Below are 21,582 nucleotides of genomic sequence, written 5' to 3'. Positions count from 1 at the left end.
CACGGGTGTTGTGGCTGGGGAGTTGGCTTTGTCTCGTATAAGTCATGTCGCGTTATCGGCTGTTGTCGCGATCCTCCTGGCGGGTACCGCATCGTCGGCACAAATCGCACCGGAGACGGGCGGATCTGCAGGCTCGGGCGATGCCGCGACGCCCGGCCGCATCGTCAATGCCGACGCGCTGTTGCGCCTTGGCGATCTCTACAGTGATTCAGCAAACACGAATCGCGATCTATCAAAGGCATTCGACTACTATCGTCAGGCTGCCGAGGCCGGCAGCACCCCCGCCAGGCTTCGCGTCGGGGAAATGCGTGTGCTTGGCGAAGGCACTGAAAGCGATGTCGAGGCAGGCCTTGCCGCCATCGAAGAGGTCGCTTCCGCTGGCGATGGCGCTGCCCTTGCCTTGCTGGGTGATCTTTACAGCCGTCCCGGCATCCACGGACTCTCAGTCGATCTGACGCGCGCCTACGGCTATTTCCGCCGCGCCGCGGCGGCTGGGAACGAAACAGGCATTCTGCGCAGCGGCGAAATGCTGGCGCGCGGCCAGGGCCCTGAAAAGGACAGCACGGCCGGCCGCGCGCTGGTGCGTTCGCTTGCCGATCGCGGCAATTTGCACGCGCTCGTTTCGCTGGGCGACATCATGAGCGACAGCAATGTCGGCCCGCTCGACATTCAGGAGGCGGAGACGGCCTACACCAAGGCGGTTGCCCTTGGCCATCTCGATGCGTCGCTGCGGCTCGGCGACCTCTATGGCAGTGGCCGCGCCGGCAAACCGGACTTTGCCAAGGCGTTTGAATTTTACGACAAGGCGGCGAGGGCCGGACAGCAACTCGGCAAGCTGCGTGTCGCCGAGCTGACGTTCCGCGGGCTGGGCACGAGACGGGATGTCGAGGGAGGATTGTCCTCGATAAAGACCATCGCCGGTACCGGCGATGCCGAGGCACTGTCATTGCTTGGCGACATCTATAGCGTTGTGACACCGGGACTGCCGGCAACCGACTTCCCCGCAGCACTCGCCTACTACAAGCAGGCGGCCGACGCCGGCAACATCCGCGCCGCCCTGCGGGTGGGCGAACTGACGGCGCACGGACTTGGTACGGCGCGCGACGTCGAGGGCGGGCGCAGCATCGTTCGGCGGATCGCCGATGCAGGCAATCCGGTGGCGCTGATAAGCCTGGGCGATCTGCTGCGGGAGCCGCAATCGGGCGATGTCGACGGCGAAGGCGCCGTTGCAGCCTACAAGCGCGCGGCCGATCTCGACGACGCGGACGCACTGGTGCGGCTCGGTGACTTCTACAGCGATGGCATGACTGAGGCGGTCGATCTGCCGAAGGCGCTCGATTATTACCGCCAGGCTGCGGCGCGCAGCAACGTTGTCGGCGCGGTTCGGGCTGGCGCGATGACGGCGCGAGGACAGGGCACCACGCAGGACGTCGCGGCAGGTCGCGCCATGGTTAGGAAGGCCACAGAAAGCGGCGAAGGCGAGGCGCATGTCGTCATGGGCGATTTGCTGACCCGAGGCGATGGAGGCCCGCCCGATATATCGGCGGCGATGCGGGAATATGCTGAAGCCGCGTCGCTCGGCTGGACGCAGGGCCTGATAAGGCTCGGCGATCTCTACCGCGAAGGCAAACTGCTGCAGAGCAATGGTCGGCGTGCCGCGGGATATTACCGCCAGGCGGCCGAGGCTGGCGACGCCTACGGTCTGCTCATTCTCGGCTCCGCAGTGTCGGAAAGCCTGCTGCGCAACGCCGGCAAACCGGCCGACGGCGTTGCGGCGCTGCGCCAGGCCGAGACGATGGGCCTGAACGATGCGGTCGTCCCGCTAGCCGACGCCATGCTCTACGGCATGGGCACGAAACGCGACGCCAAGGCTGCGGTGGCTATTCTTGAGCGAGCAGCCGCCAGCGGCAACATCGCGGCTGCGCGCCACCTGATCAGCTATTATCGTGACGGCCGTCGTTACGGACGCACGACCTTCATCAAGGCCGATCCGAAGCGCGCCCGGCAGTTGTTCGCCGGGCTGTCGCCTTGGCTGTCGCGCGGTGACCGGCTTGTCGAGGAAATGTTGTTCTCCGCTGACGCTTCAGGGCGGGGGGACTACCAGCAGATCGCAGCGCGCATGCATGAGCTCTCGGCGGAGTCGCGCCAATCGCTCATCCGCATGATGCGCACCACCCATCCCAATGCCTACATCTACCTGGCCCAGCACCAGCTCAAGCAGGCCGGTTTCTACAATGGTCCGGTAAACGGCGTGCTCAGTGGAACCACGACGCGCGCGGTCAACCGGTTTTGCGTGTCGAAATCGATGCGGGGCGCCTGCCGCTACGGACCGATGAGCAGCCAGGCCGGAGATATTCTGTCCTACGCTTTCTAGGCCGGTGGTTCAGTCGAACCTGTCGCCGAATATCCGGCTCCAGTGTTCGCCCACCAACCCGTTGAAGAAGCCGTTGCCGGCCTGGAACTGCCGGACGAGTTCCGGATCGCGGGCGTGCACCACGGTCGAATTGACGTTGATGAAGATTATTTGTCGACCGAGCATCGCTTCCAGCAATGCAGGCTGGGTTCGTCCCCTGACGGCTGCGAGGCCCGCTGTTGCCGCATGAGCAATCAGGCAATCGATCACTGCTCCGGCCTGGCCGGGCAGGGCCAAGACCTGGAGGACGTGGCCTATTTCGCCAGCCTGCCCAAAATACATGAAGGCGCCGATGACGGCACCGGTTCGGGTCGACACGGTGCATCGGATAGCCGCACCGAAGTCCTTCTTGGCCGAGGCGTCCGCCATGATGCGCGAGAGCAAGGCATCGTTCCATTCCGGATGGACCGCGAACCTTGACGTGAATTTGCCGAGCAGCCTTGAAAATCCGTCCTGGTCGATGTCGGAGACCGTGTAGCGACCGAGTGTCGCCGCGGCGTCGCGGGCACCGAACCAGCGCGAGAACTCGCCGCTGCGACGGAGCCGCAGGCCGGCGTCCGCGGCACGGGCAATTGGTGCGGCAAAACGGGCGATCGGTACGCGGGCTTTGGCCCCCGCGACGGTGAAGCTCGCGGGTTTGATGACCTTGATCCAGTCGAGGCTGTATTGCGGCAGGATCGTGCCGCGCAGCGTCGTCCACATGTTGGCGGTGACATCGCTTGCCGTCTCGCTGAAGGAAATGTCCTGCGGCCCGGCAAGGAATGCCTTGAGAAGCCTGGCCCCGGAAAGGTCGTTGCGCTGGTCCTCGTCGACCATCAGCGACCCGCAGATCGAGGCGTTCAGCTTGGTTTCCGCAAAGCGCATGGGCAGCGACGTAACGCCGACGAAGCCTGAAACGCGACCGTTGTCGGCGACGTGGACAAGCGACGGCGATCCGGCGTTGCCGTCGGTGGCATCGAGATAGAGGCGCTGCAGGTAGCCGGCCAGCGACGCAGGCGTCGGCGTGCGTCGTTTGCGCAGCACGCGCTGGAACATGTCGGCGACGACTGGGAGGTCGTCAGCCTGCAATGGACGAATTTCAGGCATCGGGCGAAGCCTCGGTCATTTCGCGACAGCAATGGCTTAGGGTGGAAATATCTAGGAAGCGTTTCGAAATTCGAATTCGGTTCACGCTGGGGCGAGCTTCCGGGCGATTGCGACGCGCGGCAACCGTGCTGCGTCGGTGGCAAACTCCACCGGCGCGTAGGCGCGCCCCCTGGCAACTAGGGCCGCGACCTGGCGGTCCTGGCCTTCGCCGAATTCGAACGCCAGCCATCCCCCCGGCTTGAGGAATGCTGCCGCATCGCGGATCAGCCGCTGGTGGATCGACAGGCCGTAGGGGCCGCCATCGAAGGCTTCGCGCGGCTCGGACGCGAGCAATTCTCTGCGTTCGCCCTCCAGTCGGGCAGACGAAATGTAGGGCGGATTGCAGACGACGAGATCCACGGTTCCGGCGAGGTCCAGCCCGTCAAACGCACCGAACAGGTCGCCTTGTGCAATTGTCACCCGATCGGCCAGCCCGAGACGCTCGACATTACGGCGGGCTACTGCCACGGTTGCGTCCGTCAGATCGGCGCTCCAGACCTCGGCGCTTGGTACCTTGGTGGCGACCGCCAGGCCCAAATTGCCTGAGCCGCAACACATGTCGATCACGCGCGCGCCTGCCGCGCGTCCGCCCAGGATAGCGATCGCGGCATTGCCCAATATCTCGGTCTCCTCGCGCGGCACGAGTACGCCGGGTCCAAGCTCCAGCTCGATCCCCATGAAGCGGTGGAGGCGAATATTGTCGCCGTCGCCCTTAACGATATGCATTGTTGCCCTCGCCAAGTCTTTCGCGACGTCCATCACAACCTGCTGCGGCCAAGATCGTCAACTGATCAATGCATTCGCCGGCAAGGATGACCATCAACATGACTTGTTCATACAATTGCTTACATGGTGAGGCTTCGTTCCTGGGATGTCGAGCGCCCGGAAGGCCAAGACTGTCGCCATTGTGATGTGTCTTGGGAACCGAAGTGTGCTTTCCTATCATTGATTAACCTGCGCTATAACAAGTGCGTTCGTCGCGCTAGCGGATCAGGGTTTGGCGTATGTGTGGGTTTGTTGGGTACCTTGGCGATGTCGAGCCAGCTGCAGCTGAAAAGTTGCTGCGCCGGATGACCGACAGCATCGCGCATCGGGGACCTGACGAGCAGGGCGTGTATGTTTCACCCGGGGCCGGGCTTGGCCACGCGCGCCTGTCGGTCGTCGGACTTGGCGACGGGCAGCAGCCGATGGCCAGTGCCTCGGGCGATCTCCACATCGCCTTCAACGGCGAGATATTCAACTATGTCGAGTTGCGCGACGAACTGAAGGCGCGAGGGCGCCGGTTCCGAACCGGAAGCGACACCGAGGTGATCTTGCATCTCTATGAGGAGATGGGCCCCGATTGCGTCGATGTGATGAACGGCGACTTCGCCTTCGCCATCTGGGACGGGCCGCGCCAGCGCATGTTTTTTGCCCGTGACAGGATGGGCGTGCGGCCGCTCTTCTACACCGAAGTGCGCGGCACCTTGTATTTCGCCTCCGAAGTAAAGGCGTTGCTGCAGGTTCCCGGCTTTGCGGCCGAGCTCGACGAGATTGCGCTCGACCAGATATTCACGCTCTGGGCGCCGATCGCCCCGCGTACGGCGTTCAAGAACGTCTACGAGCTCGAGCCCGCGCACATCATGATCGCCGACAAGGGCGGGCTTGCCACGCGTCCGTACTGGCGGCTCGATTTCCCCGACGCCGAAGCGAGCCGCGAACCGCGTGACGAAGTCCGCGCGGCGGAGGAACTCAGGGCGCTGCTGACCGATGCGACGCGCATACGCATGCGCGCCGACGTGACGGTCGGCTCCTACCTCTCGGGCGGCCTGGATTCCTCGATCGTCTCGGCGCTGGCCGCACCGATGGCGGCAGGAGGGCTGCGCACCTTTTCGGTGACGTTCGACAGTGCCGAGCATGACGAAAGCGAATTCCAGGAGGAAATGGCCCTTGCCATCGGTTCGCATCACAGCGCGGTGAATGTCGGACCGGGCGACATCGCGTCGGTGTTCCCTAAGGTGATCGATGCCACTGAAAGGCCGGTCATCCGCACGGCGCCGGCGCCGCTCTACCAGCTGTCCGGCCTTGTCCGCGCCAGGGGCATCAAGGTCGTGCTGACGGGCGAAGGGGCCGACGAGGTCTTCGCCGGCTACGACATCTTCAAGGAGACGCTGGTGCGGCGGTTCTGCGACCGCCAGCCTGGTTCGACAGGCAGGCCGCATCTTTTCCGCAAGCTCTATCCCTATCTGCCCGGGCTGCAGAAACAGTCGGCGGCCTATCTCGCGGCGTTCTTCGGCGCCGGCAAGGACAGCCTCGACGACCCGCTCTATTCGCATCGTCCCCGGATGCGCAACACCGCGGCGGCAAAGCTGTTCTTCTCGGCCGACCTGCGGGCCAGGCTTGCTCCATACGATGCTGCCGCCGAACTTGCTGCGTCCCTGCCGGAGCGGTTCTCCCGCTGGCACCCGTTGCACCAGGCGCAATATCTCGAAAGCCGCTACCTGCTGCCGGGCTACATCCTGTCGAGCCAGGGCGACCGCATGGCGATGGCGCATGGCATCGAGGGGCGCTTCCCGTTCCTCGATCATCGCCTGGTGGAGTTTGCCAGCCGGCTGCCGCCTTCGATGAAGCTCAAGGGGCTGGTGGAAAAGCACATCCTGCGGGAAGCGACCAAGGACCTCCTGCCGGCATCAATCGGCCGGCGGGTCAAGCAGCCTTACCGCGCCCCGGATTCGCAGTCTTTCGTCGGCGCAGGCGAACAGGAGTGGATGCGCGAGGCGATGAGCCCGGAAGCGATCGCGGATTCGGGATTCTTTGACGTTTCGACGGTACGGAAGCTGACGGAAAAGTGCCGGCATCAGGCGGTGACCGGTTTCCGGGACAATGCCGCCTTCGTCGGCATCCTGTCGACGCAGTTGTGGAACCGGTCATTTGCCGGGAAGAGGGCGGGCGCCACCGAGGCTGCCTGAGGATGGACCAGAGGAAGAGAGCATGACGCAGCAGATCAAGGACACCGTCAAAGCCTTCATCATCGAAAATTTCCTGTTCGGGGATACTTCCTATGCATTGGACGATGACGTTTCGCTGATCGAAAGCGGCGTGGTCGATTCCACCGGCGTGCTTGAACTTGTCACCTTCATCGAGGACCAGTTCGGGCTCGAGATGGCGGATTCCGATATCGTTCCAGCCAATCTCGACTCGCTGGCGTGCATCGCGGCCTTTATCGAGACCAAGACGGCAAAGGTGCAGCCCGCGGAGCAGGCAGCAGGCGCCGCCTGAGGGCGTCGGGAGAGGGCAATGCGACTGGAGCAATTCTTGCGCGACAGCGCGCGCTTGCGGGGCGACAAGATTGCTCTGATTGCGCGCGACGCGCGCCTGTCCTATGCTGAACTCGACAGCCTGTCTGATCGGCTTGCCGCAGCGCTTGGCGATCGCGGCATCGGACGCGGCGACCGCGTGCTGGTCTTCATGGACAATTGCTGGGAAGCCGCGGTGTCGGTCTTCGCCATTGCCAAGGCGGGAGCGGTCTTCAGCCCGATCAACCCGTCGACCAAGGCTGACAAGCTCGACTTCATCATCGGCAACTGCCGGGCGGGTGCCGTGCTGACCCAGGCCAGGCTTTTGCCCGTCGTCAGCGAGGCGCTGGCCGCCGGCGACAACGACTTGCTGGTGGTCTCGACCGCAGCCGGGGGCGTTGCACCGAAGGGGGCTGTCTCGTTCGAGCAATGCCTCGCAAGTGACGCGCCGCCGGCCAACCATGGCGGCATAGATGTCGACCTTGCCATGCTGATCTACACCTCGGGTTCGACGGGCCGGCCCAAGGGCGTGATGATGACCCACCGCAACATCGAGGCCGCGGCCGGCTCGATCACCACCTATCTTGAGAACACGCCCGACGACATCATTCTCAACGTCCTGCCGCTGGCCTTCGACTATGGCCTCTACCAACTGATAATGTCGGTCAAGATGGGCGCGACGCTGGTGCTGGAGAAGTCATTTTCGTTCCCGCAGGCGATCTTCGATGTCATTCGCGCCGAAAGCGTCACCGGCTTCCCGCTCGTTCCGACGATGGCCGCGCTGATCCTGCAGATGCGCGACATCAAGCCGGGGTTCTTGCCGAGCCTGCGCTATGTCACCAACACGGCGGCGGCGCTGCCGCCCGCGCATATAGCCAGGCTGCGCGAGCTCTTCACCGGGGTCAGGCTCTACTCGATGTATGGCCTGACCGAGTGCAAGCGCTGCACCTACCTGCCGCCGGCGGAACTCGACCGGCGCCCCGGCTCGGTCGGCATCGCCATCCCCAACACGGAAGCCTTCGTGCTCGACGACGACGGTAATCCGGTGTCGCCGGATACGCCCGGCGAGCTGGTCATCCGCGGGCCACATGTCATGCAGGGCTATTGGGAGAACGCAGAGGCGACGAACCGCATGCTGCGCCCGGGGAAAAATCCGTGGGAAAAGCTGCTCTACACCGGCGACCTGTTCAGCCGTGATGCTGAGGGCTTCCTCTATTTCGTCGGGCGCAAGGACGACATCATCAAGACGCGCGGCGAAAAGGTCGCGCCCAAGGAGGTCGAGGCCGTGCTGCACGCCTGTCCCGGCATTGCCGAGGCCGTGGTGATCGGCGTGCCGGACCCCATTCTCGGCCATGCCATCGGAGCGCTCGTCGTGCTGTCCGATCCCGGCGTGACCCAGCGTGAAATCCTGCGCCACTGCCAGGCGCATCTCGAGGATTTCATGGTACCGAAAATCATCGAGTTTCGATCCGAGTTGCCGAGGACCGATACTGGCAAGGTGAGCCGGCGTCTGGCCGCCGAATCCATGGAACCGACGGGATGAACATGACTGTGGCCCAAGCCGGAAGCTTCAGCGCAGCGACGCTGGCGATCGATCCCGAGGCCGAAGCCGCAAGGATTGCGGCGGCCCTGCGCAACCAGTTGACCGGCACGCTGCGCCGGCGAGGGCTTGTCCTGGGCCTGTCCGGTGGCGTCGATTCCAGTGTCAGCGCTGCCCTGGCGGTACGTGCGGTCGGGGCCAAGAACGTGTTCGCCCTGTTCATGCCGGAAGACGATTCCGACCCGGAGAGCCTGCGACTCGGACGCCTCGTCGCCGAAACTTTCGGCATCGCGGCGGTTGTCGAGAATATTGGCCCTACCCTGAAGGCGATGGGCTGCTACGAGCGCCGCGACGCCTTCATCCGCCAGCTTGTACCCGAATACGGGCCCGGCTGGGCCTGCAAGATCGTGATTGCCAATGCGCTGACCAATGAGGGCTACAACATCTCCTCGCTGGTGGTGCAGGATCCCGACGGCAAGCAGACCAAGCTGCGCATGCCGCCACAGGTTTATCTCGGCATCGTCGCGTCCACCAACATGAAGCAGCGCACGCGCAAGCAGGTCGAGTATTTCCACGCCGACCGTCTCAACTACGCGGTGATCGGCACGCCGAACCGGCTGGAATACGACCAGGGCTTCTTCGTCAAGAACGGCGACGGCGCCGCCGACGTCAAGCCGATCGCGCATCTTTACAAGTCGCAGGTCTACCAGCTTGCGGAGTACCTCGGCGTGCCGGAGGAAATCCGTCGGCGGCCGCCGACGACCGACACCTATTCGCTGCAGCAGACGCAGGAGGAGTTCTATTTCTCCTTGCCCTATGACCGCATGGACCTGTGCCTCTACGGGCTCAATCATGGCGTGCCGGCAGAAGAAGTCGGTCGTGCTACGGGCCTGACTGTGGAGCAGGTCGGGCGGGTGTGGACGGATATTGCATCGAAGCGCAAGACGACACGTTATCTGCACAGCGGGCCGCTGCTCGTCGATCCGGTTCCCGAGATTTGAACCAGGCAGCAGTTGGGGCTGCTTGTCTGGTTGGGTAGGGCGGCTACGGGGCGGCGTTCCGGATCAGGTCGACAGGTGCGTCCAGCGTCCAGGTGATGCCATTCGGTTCAAAGTTGAGATGACCGACGCCGTTCAGTGCCAGCGGCGCGATCCGCTCGAGCACGATCTTGCCAAAACCGGCTCGTGACGCCTTTTCGACCGTCGGCCCATTGCTTTCCTTCCAGGTCAGGCGGAAGCGACCGGACGTTGTCCAGCCGACCTCGACGGTTCCACCGGGCGACGAAAGCGCGCCATGCTTGGCCGAATTGGTTGCGAGTTCGTGAAACGCCATGCCGAGGTTCTGGACTGCGACGGTCGACAGGATGATCGGCTCGCCCGAGATCTTGACACGATGCTCCGCCGCGAATGGCCGGATCTGGTTATCGACCAGGTCGGCGAGGTTCGCGCCGCGCCAGTCGCCGTCGACGAGCAGGTCTTGGGACCGCGACAGTGCCATGATGCGGTTGCGGATCTGCTTCTCGAACTCGGCAATCGTCGTCGTGTGTTTGCCCGTCTCGCGGATCATCGAAAGGATCACGGCGAACTGGTTCTTCACGCGATGGTTGACCTCACGCATCAGCATGCGGATGCGGTTTTCGCTTTCCTTGCGCTCGGTGACGTCCCTGGCGATCTTGGAGGCGCCGATGACCTTGCCGGAAGGGCTGCGCACGGGCGAGACGGTCAGCGAAATCGCCACCTCCCGGCCGTCCTTGCGCCTTCTGATCGTGTCGAAATGGTCGACGCGCTCGCCCTTCCGAACTTTGCCGATGATGAGGTCTTCTTCGTCCCGCCGGTCGGCAGGGATCAGCATCATGATGTGCTTTCCGATGGCCTCGTCCGCAGAGTAGCCGAAAAGCCGGGTCGCGCTGGCGTTCCAGCTCTCGATGATGCCACACAGGTTCTTGCTGATGATGGCGTCGTCCGAAGATTCGACGATCGACGCCAAGCGCATCGTCTGCACTTCCGCCTGCTTTTGCACCGAGATGTCGATCAGCAGGTTGATGGCGCCCGTGACGTTGCCCGATGCGTCGCGCAGCGGTGCGGGGAATGCCAGGAACGGCACGAGCGTTCCGTCGGGCCGCTCGGCGATCGCTTCGGCACCGCGGATCGCGCGGCCTTCCCTGAGCGCCAGCGCCATCGGGCAGTCGCTATGCGCAAGGGGCTCGCCGTCGGCCGTCCTTAGTCGCCAGGAACCGCACCATTCATCTTTGCCGATTTCCGGTGTGTGCCCCCAGAGCTCGGCTGCCGCATCATTGAAGTAGGTGATCCGACCGTTGGCATCGGTCGTGTAGGCTGCGGCAGGCAGCGGGCCGAGTAGATGTTCACTGGTAGTCATCAACGCCCGCCGCTTCGAATTCCGGTAAGCTTTAACGGGCAACAGTCCCGGGAGTTCCGTTTACGCTACAGATACACCCAATCCTCGATCGAGTGCCCCGCGGTGAACGATGGTTATCGCCCATCCGGCGTGTCGGCGAGATGATCCGGCGGCTCCTCGGAACCGCCTTCCGAACGGTCGCGATAGAGTGCCGCGCGTGCAAGCAGCATCAGCGTCACCGGCGTGGTGATGCTGATGAAGACGCCGATGAGGATTTCGTACAGCACCGGTCGCGAACCGAGCACCGAGAACAGGATCATCGATGCGAGCACGATCGCGCCCGTGCCCCAGCTCGTGCCCAGGGTCGGCGCGTGGACCCGTTCGAAGAAGCTGCGGAAACGCAACGTGCCGATCGCCCCGATCAGGGTCAGGCCGGCACCGGCCAGCACCAGCAACGCCACCAGAAGTGCCGCCCATGCGGGCAGGTTTTCGGCATGGGTCATTCGATCACCTCGCCACGCATCAGGAACTTGGCAAGAGCCACCGTCGAGATGAAGCCGAGCAGCGAGATCACCAGTGCCGCCTCGAAATAGAGCGCATTGCCGGTGCGGATGCCGAAGGTCAGAACCAGCAGCATTGCGTTGACATAGAGCGCGTCCAGGCAGAGCACGCGATCCTGGGCGCGCGGCCCAACAATGAGCCGGTAGGTGTTGCAGGCCATGGCGGCGACCAGCATGAGCTGGGCTGCGGTCACCGACCAGGCGAGGATGGCGGAGGTCATTCGAAAATCTCCCGCAGGGTCGCTTCGTAGCGTGTCTTGATCAGGTCGATCCATTCCTGCTCGTCGACGAGGTCGAGGACATGGATGAGCAGGACGCCCGAAGCGGAATTGTATTCCACCCAGGCGGTGCCGGGCGTGCTGGTCACGATGCAGGCAAGTACTGCAAGCCCGGTACGGTCGCGAAGGTCGAGCGGGATCGAAACAAAACCCGCAGTGCGACCGCGCCGGCCACCCTGGAGGATGATGGTGGCGACGGCAATGTTGGAGCGCGCGATGTCCAGCAGGACGATGCCGCACAAATACGGGATGAGCTGCCAGCGCCGCAGACGCGGCTTGGACGGCTCAAGCTGCATCATGGCACGCGAGGCACCGATCGCCACGACCAGTCCGAGCAGGAAATGGCCCAGGGAAAATGCGTTGAGCAGCATCCATACGATGACGAGCGATGCGGTGAGAACGGGATACGGCAGGATGCGTCTCATTGTGTCGACACCCCGCTTGCCGACTCGGATCCGGGCAGAACGCCTTCGATGTAGGAACGCGGTTCGTGCAGCGCCTGCGCTGCGGCATCGGTGTAGCGCATGACAGCCCCGGCCTGGACCGTCAGCAGGAAGCAAAGCCCGATGAGCAGGATGATCGGCACGATCTCGACCACCAGCACCCTGGGCACGATGACCTCCAATGGTGCCCAGAAGGTGCGGATGCCGGTTCGCATCATGGCGAGCAGGGCGGCAAGACCCGACAGGATCAGAAGCGCCGTAAGGATCCATCCGACGCTATCCGGACCGCCGGCCGCAGTGCCGAGACCTTGGGGATTGAAGATGGCATTGATCAGCGCGAATTTGCCGATGAAGCCGGACAGAGGCGGCAGGCCAGCGAGCAGCAGGCCAAGGCAGCCGAAGCAGACGCCAAGGATCGCAAGCGCTCCCGGCATCACCACGCCGACTTCTTCCTCGTCCTCCTCTTCGGGTTCGATATCGTCTCCATAGGCTTCCATGGTGACAGTCAGAAGGTTTGCGGCAGGCTCCTGCGCCCGCTCTACGAGCTCGATCATCAGGAACAGCGCACTGACGGTGATCGTCGAACTAACGACATAGAACATCGCGCCGGAGACCACGGCCTGGTCGCCAAGTCCAACGGCGGCGAGCAGAGTGCCGGACGACACCAGAATGCTGTATCCGGCGAGCCGGCCAAGCGATTGTGATGCAAGCACGCCGAACGCGCCGAAGGCGATCGTCGCCATGCCACCGATCAACAGCACCTGGCTGCCGAAGCCGGCGAGCGGGCCAGCATCTGCGCCGAACAACAGCAAGGTGAGCCGCAGCAGCACATAGAAGCCAACCTTGCTCAGGATGGCAAAGAGCGCCGATGCCGGCGCCGAGGCCGCCATATAGGCCGACGGCAGCCAGAAACACAGGGGCCACATGCCGGCCTTGACCAGGAACGCGATCCCGAGAACGGCGGCGCCTGCTGCGAGCAAGGCCTGGTTTTCCGGCGCGACCTCAGGGATGCGCATGGCAAGGTCGGCCATGTTGAGGGTGCCGGTCACGCCGTAGATCAGGCTGACGCCGATCAGGAACAGCAGCGAAGCAGCCAGGTTGATGGCGATGTAGTGCAGGCCGGCGCGTACACGGAAGGCGCCCGAACCATGCAGCATCAGGCCGTAGGAGGCAGCCAGCAGGACCTCGAAGAAGACGAAGAGATTAAAAAGGTCGCCTGTGAGGAAGGCACCGTTCACGCCCATCAGCAGGAACTGGAACAGGGTGTGGAAATGCGGGCCCGCCTTGTGCCAGCGCGCCAAGGAAAAGACCAGCGTTGCGGCGGCAAGCACCGAAGCCAGCACCAGCATCAGGGCCGACAGCCGATCGAGGACCAGCACGATGCCGAACGGCGGGGTCCAGTCGCCCAGCCGATACGTGTGTGTCACAGCACCACCTGCCGCATCTCCGGTGTCGGCGAGGCGGAGTAGTGCGAAAGCCAGGCCCAGGAGTAGGGCCGTGGCGGCGATGTTGATGCCGGCCTTAAGACTGTGGCGCCGCTCTTCGAACAACAGCAGGATTGCTCCCGCGGCCATCGGCAGTAGGATCGGCAGGATCAGCAGGTGCTGCGAGAAACCCATCATGGCTCCCGCCCGTCGACATGGTCGCTGCCGGTCAAGCCGCGCGCGGCGAGCAGCACGACGAGGAATAGTGCCGTGGTGGCAAAGCCGATCACGATGGCCGTCAGCACCAGGGCTTGCGGGATCGGATCGGCATAGTCTGCCGGATTGACGGCGCCGCTGCCTTCCAGCACTGGCGCGGCCCCGACGCGAAGCCTGCCCATGCTGAAGATGAAGAGGTTCACGGCATAGGACAGCAGCGAAAGCCCGATGACAACCTGGTAGGTGCGCGGACGCAGCAGCAGCCACACACCCGATCCCGTCAAGCAGCCGATGGCGATTGCGAGCGTCAGTTCCATCACTGTTGCTCCTCGATGCGCGAAGCCCGCAGCCTGCGGACGGATTGGTGGGCAAGCGCAATGAGCATCAGCACGGTCGCACCAACGACCAGCGTCAGCACCCCGAGGTCGAACAGTGCCGCCGTCGCCAGTGGTACCTTGCCGATGAGAGGCAGGTCGACATACTGCGCGTGTGAGGTCAGGAAGGGCTTGCCGAACACCCAGGCGCCGATTCCTGTGGAAAGGGCCAGGAGCAGGCCGCCGCCGATCCAGGTCACCGGCAGGATGCGAAGCCTGTCCTCCACCCAGATGGTTCCCGCCGCCATGTACTGCAGGATGAAGCCGGCAGCCATTGCCACGCCGGCGGCGAAGCCGCCGCCCGGCGAATCGTGTCCGCGCAGGAACAGATAGGCCGAGAACATGATGATGACAGGGAACATCCACTGCATGATCACCGACGGCACGAACAGGTAGTCGGCGGCGGTTGCGCCCGCCTGGCGATCCGGTTGTGCCTCGTCATAAGCGCCTTGGATGCGCTGCTGTTCCGGCCGCTCGACGCTGTCGGGTGCGGGCCGGAACCGGCGCAGCAGCGCAAACACCGTGAGCGCCACGATGCCGAGCACGGTGATCTCGCCGAGCGTGTCGAAGCCGCGGAAATCGACGAGGATCACATTGACCACGTTGCGTCCGCCGCCCTCGCTGTAGGCCTTCTCGAGGAAGAAATCGGCGATGGTGTCGGGAGCCGGGCGTGTCATCACAGCATAGGCGATGACGGTCATGCCCAAGCCTGCGGCGACGGCCATCGTCAGGTCGCGCAGGCGGCGCAGGCGCGCCATCGGCCCCAGCGGTTCGCTGAGCGCCTGCGAGCGCTTCGGCAGCCAGCGCAGGCCGAGCAGGATGAGAATGGTTGTCACGATCTCGACGACCAGCTGCGTCACCGCGAGGTCGGGGGCCGACAGCCAGACGAAGGTCATGCAGGTGACGAGGCCTGTGCCGCCGAGCAGGGCAAGCGCTGCCAGGCGATGGAATTTGGCCTGGTGGGCGGCCGCAATCGCACAGGTCACGCCCACGGCCCACATGCCGGTGAAAACCCAGTCCGTGCCTGCCAACTGCACCGGCGCCAGCCCGATGTCGCTGCCGAACAGCGAAAGCAGGGCCGCGGCGAATGCAACGAACACAAGCAGGCGCAACTGCGGTTGCAGGCGTCGCGTGCCGAGATTGGTCTCGATGAAGCGTGCCCACCGCCATGAGACGGTGACCATGACCTGCTCGAAGATGCGCTGGGCCTGGAAGCGGCGCAGCAGGAACACCCCTTCGGCGCGCTCGAGATAGTCGCCGATGACGAGATAGAGCAGGGCGCCGCCGACCAGTGCGACCAGGCTCATGATCAGGGGCACCGTGAAGCCGTGCCAGACAGCGAGGCTGTATTCCGGCGTCGCAGCCCCCAGCACCGATGTGACCGCGATGTGCAGATACGGTCCGATCGTCAGCCCTGGAACGATGCCGACCACCAGGCATGCGAATACCAGCAGCGTGACCGGAAGGCGCATGAAGAAGGGTGGCTCGTGCGGTTCGCGCGGAAAGCTCTCGGGCGGCTTGCCGAGGAAGATCGAGTGGATCAGGCGCATCGAATAGGTCACCGCCAGCGCGCTGGCCAGCACGGCGGCATAGGGCGCTACTGTGTCGAGCCAGGAATCGGCATGCGTCTCCACGGCTTCGGCGAAGAACATCTCCTTCGACAGGAAGCCGTTGAGCAGCGGGACGCCGGCCATGGCGGCACTTGCCACCATCACTAGCGTTCCGGTGATGGGCATGAAGCGGAAAAGCCCGCTCAGTTTCCTGAGGTCGCGCGTGCCGGTCTCGTGGTCGATGATGCCGGCCGCCATGAACAGCGACGCCTTGAAGGTCGCATGGTTCATCATGTGGAAGATGGCTGCGACCAGCGCGAGCGGGCTGCCGAGGCTGAGGAGCAGGGTGATCAGGCCGAGGTGGCTGATGGTCGAATAGGCGAGCAGGCCCTTCAGGTCCTGCTGGAACATGGCGACGTAAGCGCCGAAGACGAGCGAGGCCATGCCGGCCAGGCCGACGATCATGAACCATTCCGGCGTGCCCGAAAGCACCGGCCAGAGGCGTGCCATCAGGAACACCCCGGCCTTCACCATGGTGGCCGAATGCAGGTAGGCGGAGACCGGCGTTGGCGCGGCCATCGCGTTCGGCAGCCAGAAGTGGAACGGAAACTGGGCGCTCTTGGTCAGCGCCCCGAGCAAAACCAGCAGCAAGGCCGGAACGTAGAGCGGGTGGGCGCGGATCAGGTCGCCGGATGCCAGCACCCGGTCGAGGTCGTAGCTTCCGACGATGTGCCCGATCACCATCACGCCGGCCAGGAGGCCGAGCCCGCCGATCGCGGTGACGGTCAGCGACATGCGGGCGCCGTCGCGCGCTGCCTGGTTGTGGTGCCAGTAGCCGATGAGCAGGAAGGAGGTGATGCTGGTCAGCTCCCAGAACACGACCAGCAGGATCAGGTTGCCGGAGACGACGATGCCGAGCATTGCTCCCATGAAGGCCTGGAAGAAAGAGAAGAAACGCGGCACCGGATCTTCCGCCGACATGTAGTAGCGGGCGTAGAGGACGACGAGCACCCCGATTCCGCTGACCAGCAGCGCAAAGAGCCAGGCGAAGCCGTCCAGCCGCAGCGACACGGTCAGGCCGAGGCTGGGCACCCATTCGTACACCGCGTGGACCACTTGGTTGTCCCGGACGGGGACATAGAGGAGCCAGGCCAGTAGATGGCAGGCAAGCGCCACAGCACCTGCAATGCCACCGGCGAGGTTTCGCGACGTCGATGCCAGCATGACGGTTACCAGGCTTCCCAGGAACGGCAGCACAATAAGTAACGTCAGCAAGCTGTTGTCCGGCATCAGTATCTCGGTGCTCCCTTTGTCGCTCGGCTCCCTACCTCACTAACCATCGATGGCTGTCGTGACAATTGCCAAAGCCATGGCAGCCGCGATGATCTGTGTGCCTTACGGTTATCGCCCGGTTGTGCACGGTCGAGCACGATGAATGACGAGGGGAAGCCGACCGCGGGTCATCCGAAGCGAATGATCCTCGTTGTCGTGATGTTCCACAAACGCGACAGAATCGCCCAGAAATTTATTGACTGCAAAGAACGACCATCGGGTCAGGTGCAAATGCAATGTTTGGAGCGCCGGAGAAGCGCCCCCTTAATGAGGGCTGGCAGTCGGGCGCACGATGATCTCGCCGACGTCCACATCCTCCGGCTGTCCGATGGCGTAGGCAATCGAAGCGGCAATTGCTTCTGGACTGATGCAGATCGCCCGCCAGGCATTCATTGCATCCCGTGCTGTGGAATCGCTGAGGCTTTCGTAGGCCTTATGGCACCCGAAACCTTTCACCAAATGCGACTTTAGGGACGGGTGCGAAGAATGGATGCTTCTGACGCGAGCTGACGTATGCGCCGCCCATCAGCAAGCAATATTTGCCTTGGCGCTTACTCATCTGGCATCTTTTCTGACTTCTCCCGCGGGCAGACGCCGGCCGGGCAGGGTTGGCCTTTGGTCGCCGCGTCCTGCCTCGAACCATCTTCGTGGACGCTGGGCCACTCGTGCGGCCACTTGAACCTCAGGTATGCGTCCGGCAACTCCGGGCATTCCGAATTTCGTTCCTCCGTGAAAATCTCGACAGCAATAGATGCGATTGAAAAGGCCTGTTGAAGGGCCTCAACAAAGCAGCGATGGAATAGTGCCGGGCATGTGCCAGCTCCGATTCTTCCATGGCTGAGGTGAATTTGATCGTGTCGGGGAAACCGGTGCATCGACATCGGCAATTGCTGCCCCGCTCGTGGGGCGCGTGGAGGAAAGACTTCTATGGACGACGTCAAATTCATCACCGGCCTGAGCGCCGCGGCCGATGCCCGGGTTGCATTCCGCGGCACACCGTTCGTCGAGCGTACGGCGCCGCTGAACCAGAACGCCTTGTGGATGCGCTGGGACAGGAACATGGTCGTCGACGCCTATTCCGACATGGTCGAGGAACTGGCTGCGATCCGCAATCGGGTCGCCATGGGCGACATGTCGCCGCTGTCGAAATACGTCATCACTGGGCCTGATGCGGAAAGGCTGATGGACAGCCTGATCCCGCGCGACATTACCAAGCTGAAGGTCGGCCAGATATATTATGCGCCATGGTGTGACGAGAACGGCCACGTCGTCGGCGACGGCCTCGTCTTCCGCATGGACGAAACCACCTTTCGTGTCTCGGCCGATCCCGGCTTCACCTGGTGGAAGAGCCATGCCGAGGGCCTCGACGTCGTGGTGACCGACATCACCGATGACTATGGCATCCTCACCCTGCAGGGGCCGCGCTCACGGGAAGTGCTACGCGCTGTGACCGGCAATGCCTTCGATGAACTGCCGTTTTCGCGGCTAGGTTTCGTCACCATCGCCGGCCGGCAGGTCGAGATATTGCGCCAGGGCTTCACCGGCGAGCATGGTTATGAGCTCTGGGTCAGGGCCGCCGACGGCGCAGCCGTCTGGGATGCGGTACAGGAAGCGGGCCAGCCTTTCGGCATCCTGCCCGCGGGTGCCTGGGCGCTCGATTTGGCCCGGCTCGAAGCCGGCCTGCTGATCGTCGGTTACGACTACACCAGCGCCGGCCCCGATCACGGTGGCGCCGGTATCCAGGCAGCCGGCAAGTTCCGGGCTTCGCCTTACGATCTGGGTCTTGGCCGGCTGATCGACCTGCGCAAGAGCGACTTCGTCGGCAAGGCCGCGCTGCAGCGCATGTCGGAAGCGGGCGACCACCGCCAACTCGTCGGACTCGACATCGACTGGTCGCAGGCTGCCGGCGGCAAGGGCCTCGACGGCGGCACGCCGGGCAATCTCCGGCGCGTGCGCTGGTACCCGGTGCCGGCCTTCCATGACGGGGCTGAAGTGGGGCATGCCTCGAGCGTCGCCTGGGCACCGTCGATCGGCAAGATGATCGGCTTCGGTCATCTGCGCGGCAAGGCAGCCGAAATTGGCTCGCAGCTGACACTGCGCTGGAACAAGGACGGCGAGACGATCGACGTCAATGCGCGCGTCATCGAGCTGCCGTTCCTGTCGCTCAAGCGCGCCAAAGGCTGACGCAGCAAGCGTCGCATCCTCCCCGAAGAACCGCCGGGCGGCATGTTCCGCCCGGCAACCCTGGACAATCGGCGGCGCCAGCCATGGCGGCGAACGCCGCAGGCTGGTCGCAATCGACCAAGGGCAGACATGACCGAAACAAGTGAAGCCGTTGCCGATAGGCCATCTGCCCGTGCTGTCGGGCCTGCCATGTCGATCGAGCTCGCGCCGGAGCAGGCGCGCAGCTTTGCGCCCGAGGTCTCGCACTTCCCGCTGGGTTCGCGCGTGTTCCTGACCCATCTCACCGGCAAGCCCGAGGCGATGCAGGTTGAAGCGGCTCTGCGTATCAGGGAAAAGGGCTACATCGCCGTGCCGCATCTCGGCGCGCGCAACTTCAAGACCGAGAAGGACTTTGTCGATCTCGTCGCTGCGCACAGCCGCAACGGCATTACTGAAGCGCTGTTTCTGGGCGGCAATCCGGCACTTTTTCCGGGGCCGATGAGTGAATCTGCGCAACTGCTGGCACATCCCGTGCTTCGCGACTCGACCATTCGTACGGCCTTTGTCGCGGGCTACCCCGAGGGACATCCGAACATTGGCGATGCCGATCTTGCCGACGCGCTTCGGCGCAAGCTCGAGATCTGCGATGACCGCTCCATCGATGCCAGGGTCGTCTCGCAATTCGCTTTCGACGGTGCTGCCATGGGTGCCTGGGCGCGAGGCTTGCACGAACAGTATCCAGGACTTCCCGTGCATGTCGGGCTTGCGGGCGTGACCAGCCTGGCCAAGTTGGTCAAGTTCGCCATGATGTGCGGGGTAGGGCCTTCGATCGCGGCGCTGAAGCGTTCGGCGAGCGGGCTGTTCAACGTCATTGCCGACCGCAATCCGGCCGATGTGATTGAAGCAATGTCAACGAGCTATCCGCAACCGGTGGGACCGCTGCATTTGCACTTCTTCCCCTTCGGCGGCTGGGAAAAGACGCTGGCCTGGTACAGCGAACATCGGGGAGCCCGTCGGCTGCGCCCCGGCGACTGATGAGCCGGGCCGTAACGGCCCGCCATGTCACCTGACCCGGCCATCGAACAGGAAACCGAGCGTGTGACGCATGTGATGAGCGTGCAGGACTTCGCGGCCTCTGGCCGCGACAGCAAAGCCGCATGCTTGCGCGTGCCTCGCCATGTTGAACGGACGCCAGATGGTCGTGTTCGCCTATGCGCGAGGAGCCACCAGAACCAGTGCAGGCAAGCCCGCCAATCGGGCGCCGATGCGAGGGATGATCGCAGGTCGTCGCGCGCCGACATCAAACAGGAGGAACATCCGATGAAGAATGGAACCACGCATCTTTTCGTGCCTGGACCGACGAACATCCCCGATGCCGTTCGGCGGGCGATGAATGTCTCGATGCAGGACATGCGCGCACCGGACTATCCGGAATTGACGCTGCCGCTGTTTGCCGATCTCAAGAAGGTGTTCAAGACCGAGGCGGGTACCGTTTTCATCTATCCCGGCTCAGGCACGGGTGCCTGGGAAGCGGCCATCTCCAATACGCTGAACCGCGGCGACCGCGTGCTGATGTCGCGCTTCGGTCAGTTCTCGCATCTGTGGGTCGACATGGCCCAGAGGCTGGGCCTCAAGGTTGACTGCATCGACGTCGAGTGGGGCGAGGGGATTCCGGTCGAGGAATACCAGCGGCGGCTGAGCGATGACAAGCACGGCCGTATCAAGGCGGTGTTTGCCACGCATAATGAAACGGCCACGGGCGTCACGTCAGATGTCGCCGGTGTACGCACGGCCCTCGACGCAGCCGGCCATGGCGCGCTGCTGTTCGTCGACGGCGTCAGCTCGATCGGCTCGATCGATTTTCGCATGGACGAATGGGGCGTCGACCTCGCCGTCACCGGCTCGCAGAAAGGGCTGATGCTGCCTGCCGGCCTCGGCATCCTTGCCGTCAGCGAGAAGGCGCTCGAAGCGCACAAGCAGTCCCGCATGGAACGCTGCTATTTCAGCTTCGAAGACATGAAGGCGTCATCGTCGACCGGCTTCTTCCCCTACACGCCGCCGACCCAGTTGCTGCATGGGCTGCGTGCATCTCTCGACCTGATCTTCGCCGAGGGGCTCGACAACATCATCGCGCGGCACCATCGCCTCGCCGAGGGCGTGCGCCGCGGCGTGCATGCCTGGGGTCTCAGGCTCTGCGCCAAGGAAGAGAAGTGGTGGTCAAACACCGTTTCGGCGATCGTCGTGCCTGACGACATCGATGCCCGGCATGTCATCGCCAACGGCTATTCGAGATATCGCACCTCGTTCGGCGCCGGGCTGAGCAGGGTCGCGGGCCGTGTCTTCCGCATCGGCCACCTCGGCGATCTCAACGAGGTGATGTGCCTTGCCGCTTTGGCCTCGGCGGAAATGTCGTTGCGCGATGCCGGCGCCAAGGTTGAAGCCGGTTCCGGCGTCGCCGCGGCCCAGGAATGGTACCGCGCCGAGGTCACCGGCAATCTGCAGCCGCAGCAAGACCGCGCAGCTTGAGGGGATGG

At 63.8% G+C, this 21,582-nt stretch carries 17 protein-coding genes and 1 pseudogene; 8 read left to right on the top strand and 10 right to left on the bottom strand.

All coding sequences use genetic code 11. The annotated features are described in order from the left end of the window. Window positions 1-28 precede the first annotated feature (28 nt). Window positions 29-2,374 (top strand): SEL1-like repeat protein, encoded by a 2,346-nt coding sequence (locus GGQ99_RS08450; protein WP_183261988.1) that lies wholly within the window; start codon window positions 29-31, stop codon window positions 2,372-2,374. 9 nt (window positions 2,375-2,383) lie between these two features. Here the strand turns inward: GGQ99_RS08450 and GGQ99_RS08445 are convergent, their stop codons facing one another. Together GGQ99_RS08445 and GGQ99_RS08440 are read right to left on the bottom strand one after the other, a co-directional pair. Further along, window positions 2,384-3,499: a hypothetical protein gene (locus GGQ99_RS08445; protein WP_183261986.1), complete on the bottom strand. Its 1,116-nt coding sequence runs from the start codon at window positions 3,497-3,499 to the stop codon at window positions 2,384-2,386. A gap of 81 nt (window positions 3,500-3,580) precedes the next feature. Then, window positions 3,581-4,264 (bottom strand): N5-glutamine methyltransferase family protein, encoded by a 684-nt coding sequence (locus GGQ99_RS08440; RefSeq protein WP_246389450.1) that lies wholly within the window; start codon window positions 4,262-4,264, stop codon window positions 3,581-3,583. 278 nt (window positions 4,265-4,542) lie between these two features. Between GGQ99_RS08440 and asnB the strand changes: the two genes are divergently transcribed. Genes asnB through nadE form a run of 4 tightly spaced genes read left to right on the top strand, consistent with a single transcriptional unit; the run spans window position 4,543 to window position 9,354 of the window. Then, entirely contained in the window at window positions 4,543-6,486 is a 1,944-nt protein-coding gene (asnB, locus tag GGQ99_RS08435) for an asparagine synthase (glutamine-hydrolyzing) (RefSeq protein ID WP_183261983.1), read from the top strand. 22 nt (window positions 6,487-6,508) lie between these two features. Beyond that, entirely contained in the window at window positions 6,509-6,796 is a 288-nt protein-coding gene (locus tag GGQ99_RS08430; protein ID WP_183261981.1) for an acyl carrier protein, read from the top strand. Between the two features lie 18 nt (window positions 6,797-6,814). Continuing rightward, window positions 6,815-8,356, top strand: a complete 1,542-nt coding sequence (locus GGQ99_RS08425) for a class I adenylate-forming enzyme family protein (RefSeq protein ID WP_183261979.1) — start codon at window positions 6,815-6,817, stop codon at window positions 8,354-8,356. After that, window positions 8,353-9,354 carry an NAD(+) synthase gene (gene nadE / locus GGQ99_RS08420; protein WP_183261977.1) on the top strand — a complete coding sequence of 334 codons (1,002 nt, stop codon included), beginning with the start codon at window positions 8,353-8,355 and terminating at the stop codon, window positions 9,352-9,354. Before GGQ99_RS08425 ends, nadE begins: the two co-directional genes overlap by 4 nt. A 43-nt stretch (window positions 9,355-9,397) precedes the next feature. Here nadE and GGQ99_RS08415 read toward each other — a convergent pair whose 3' ends face one another. The 8 genes and pseudogenes from GGQ99_RS08415 to GGQ99_RS26095 form a co-directional block, all read right to left on the bottom strand. Further along, window positions 9,398-10,729: a sensor histidine kinase gene (locus GGQ99_RS08415; protein WP_183261975.1), complete on the bottom strand. Its 1,332-nt coding sequence runs from the start codon at window positions 10,727-10,729 to the stop codon at window positions 9,398-9,400. A gap of 113 nt (window positions 10,730-10,842) precedes the next feature. Next, entirely contained in the window at window positions 10,843-11,211 is a 369-nt protein-coding gene (mnhG, locus tag GGQ99_RS08410) for a monovalent cation/H(+) antiporter subunit G (protein ID WP_183261973.1), read from the bottom strand. Continuing rightward, window positions 11,208-11,489 (bottom strand): K+/H+ antiporter subunit F, encoded by a 282-nt coding sequence (locus GGQ99_RS08405; protein WP_183261971.1) that lies wholly within the window; start codon window positions 11,487-11,489, stop codon window positions 11,208-11,210. The genes mnhG and GGQ99_RS08405 overlap by 4 nt, the downstream gene beginning before the upstream one ends. Further along, complete coding sequence (locus tag GGQ99_RS08400; RefSeq protein ID WP_108608553.1) at window positions 11,486-11,971, bottom strand: Na+/H+ antiporter subunit E; 486 nt, start codon at window positions 11,969-11,971, stop codon at window positions 11,486-11,488. Before GGQ99_RS08400 ends, GGQ99_RS08405 begins: the two co-directional genes overlap by 4 nt. Then, window positions 11,968-13,611: a monovalent cation/H+ antiporter subunit D gene (locus GGQ99_RS08395; protein ID WP_183261969.1), complete on the bottom strand. Its 1,644-nt coding sequence runs from the start codon at window positions 13,609-13,611 to the stop codon at window positions 11,968-11,970. The genes GGQ99_RS08400 and GGQ99_RS08395 overlap by 4 nt, the downstream gene beginning before the upstream one ends. Further along, window positions 13,608-13,946: a Na+/H+ antiporter subunit C gene (locus tag GGQ99_RS08390; RefSeq protein WP_183261967.1), complete on the bottom strand. Its 339-nt coding sequence runs from the start codon at window positions 13,944-13,946 to the stop codon at window positions 13,608-13,610. Before GGQ99_RS08390 ends, GGQ99_RS08395 begins: the two co-directional genes overlap by 4 nt. Further along, the gene (locus tag GGQ99_RS08385; protein ID WP_425486793.1) at window positions 13,946-16,846 is read right to left on the bottom strand and encodes a monovalent cation/H+ antiporter subunit A; all 2,901 of its coding nucleotides are present in this window, start codon (window positions 16,844-16,846) and stop codon (window positions 13,946-13,948) included. The genes GGQ99_RS08390 and GGQ99_RS08385 overlap by 1 nt, the downstream gene beginning before the upstream one ends. Window positions 16,847-17,149: 303 nt before the next feature. Beyond that, a pseudogene (locus GGQ99_RS26095) lies at window positions 17,150-17,311 on the bottom strand (oxidoreductase); the annotation flags it as partial. A gap of 501 nt (window positions 17,312-17,812) precedes the next feature. Between GGQ99_RS26095 and GGQ99_RS08380 the strand changes: the two are divergent. The 3 genes from GGQ99_RS08380 (at window position 17,813) to GGQ99_RS08370 (ending at window position 21,574) form a co-directional block, all read left to right on the top strand. Beyond that, window positions 17,813-19,069 carry an aminomethyl transferase family protein gene (locus GGQ99_RS08380; protein ID WP_183261964.1) on the top strand — a complete coding sequence of 419 codons (1,257 nt, stop codon included), beginning with the start codon at window positions 17,813-17,815 and terminating at the stop codon, window positions 19,067-19,069. A gap of 129 nt (window positions 19,070-19,198) precedes the next feature. Continuing rightward, entirely contained in the window at window positions 19,199-20,083 is an 885-nt protein-coding gene (locus GGQ99_RS08375) for a methylenetetrahydrofolate reductase (protein ID WP_183261962.1), read from the top strand. Window positions 20,084-20,368: 285 nt separating this feature from the next. Next, complete coding sequence (locus tag GGQ99_RS08370; protein WP_183261960.1) at window positions 20,369-21,574, top strand: aminotransferase class V-fold PLP-dependent enzyme; 1,206 nt, start codon at window positions 20,369-20,371, stop codon at window positions 21,572-21,574. Window positions 21,575-21,582 lie beyond the last annotated feature (8 nt).

Origin of the sequence: Aminobacter niigataensis (assembly GCF_014200015.1) — a bacterium.
GTDB classification, from domain to species: Bacteria; Pseudomonadota; Alphaproteobacteria; order Rhizobiales; family Rhizobiaceae; genus Aminobacter; species Aminobacter niigataensis.
Note: the sequence above shows the minus strand (reverse complement) of the source record. Positions and strands in the feature narration are given on the sequence as shown.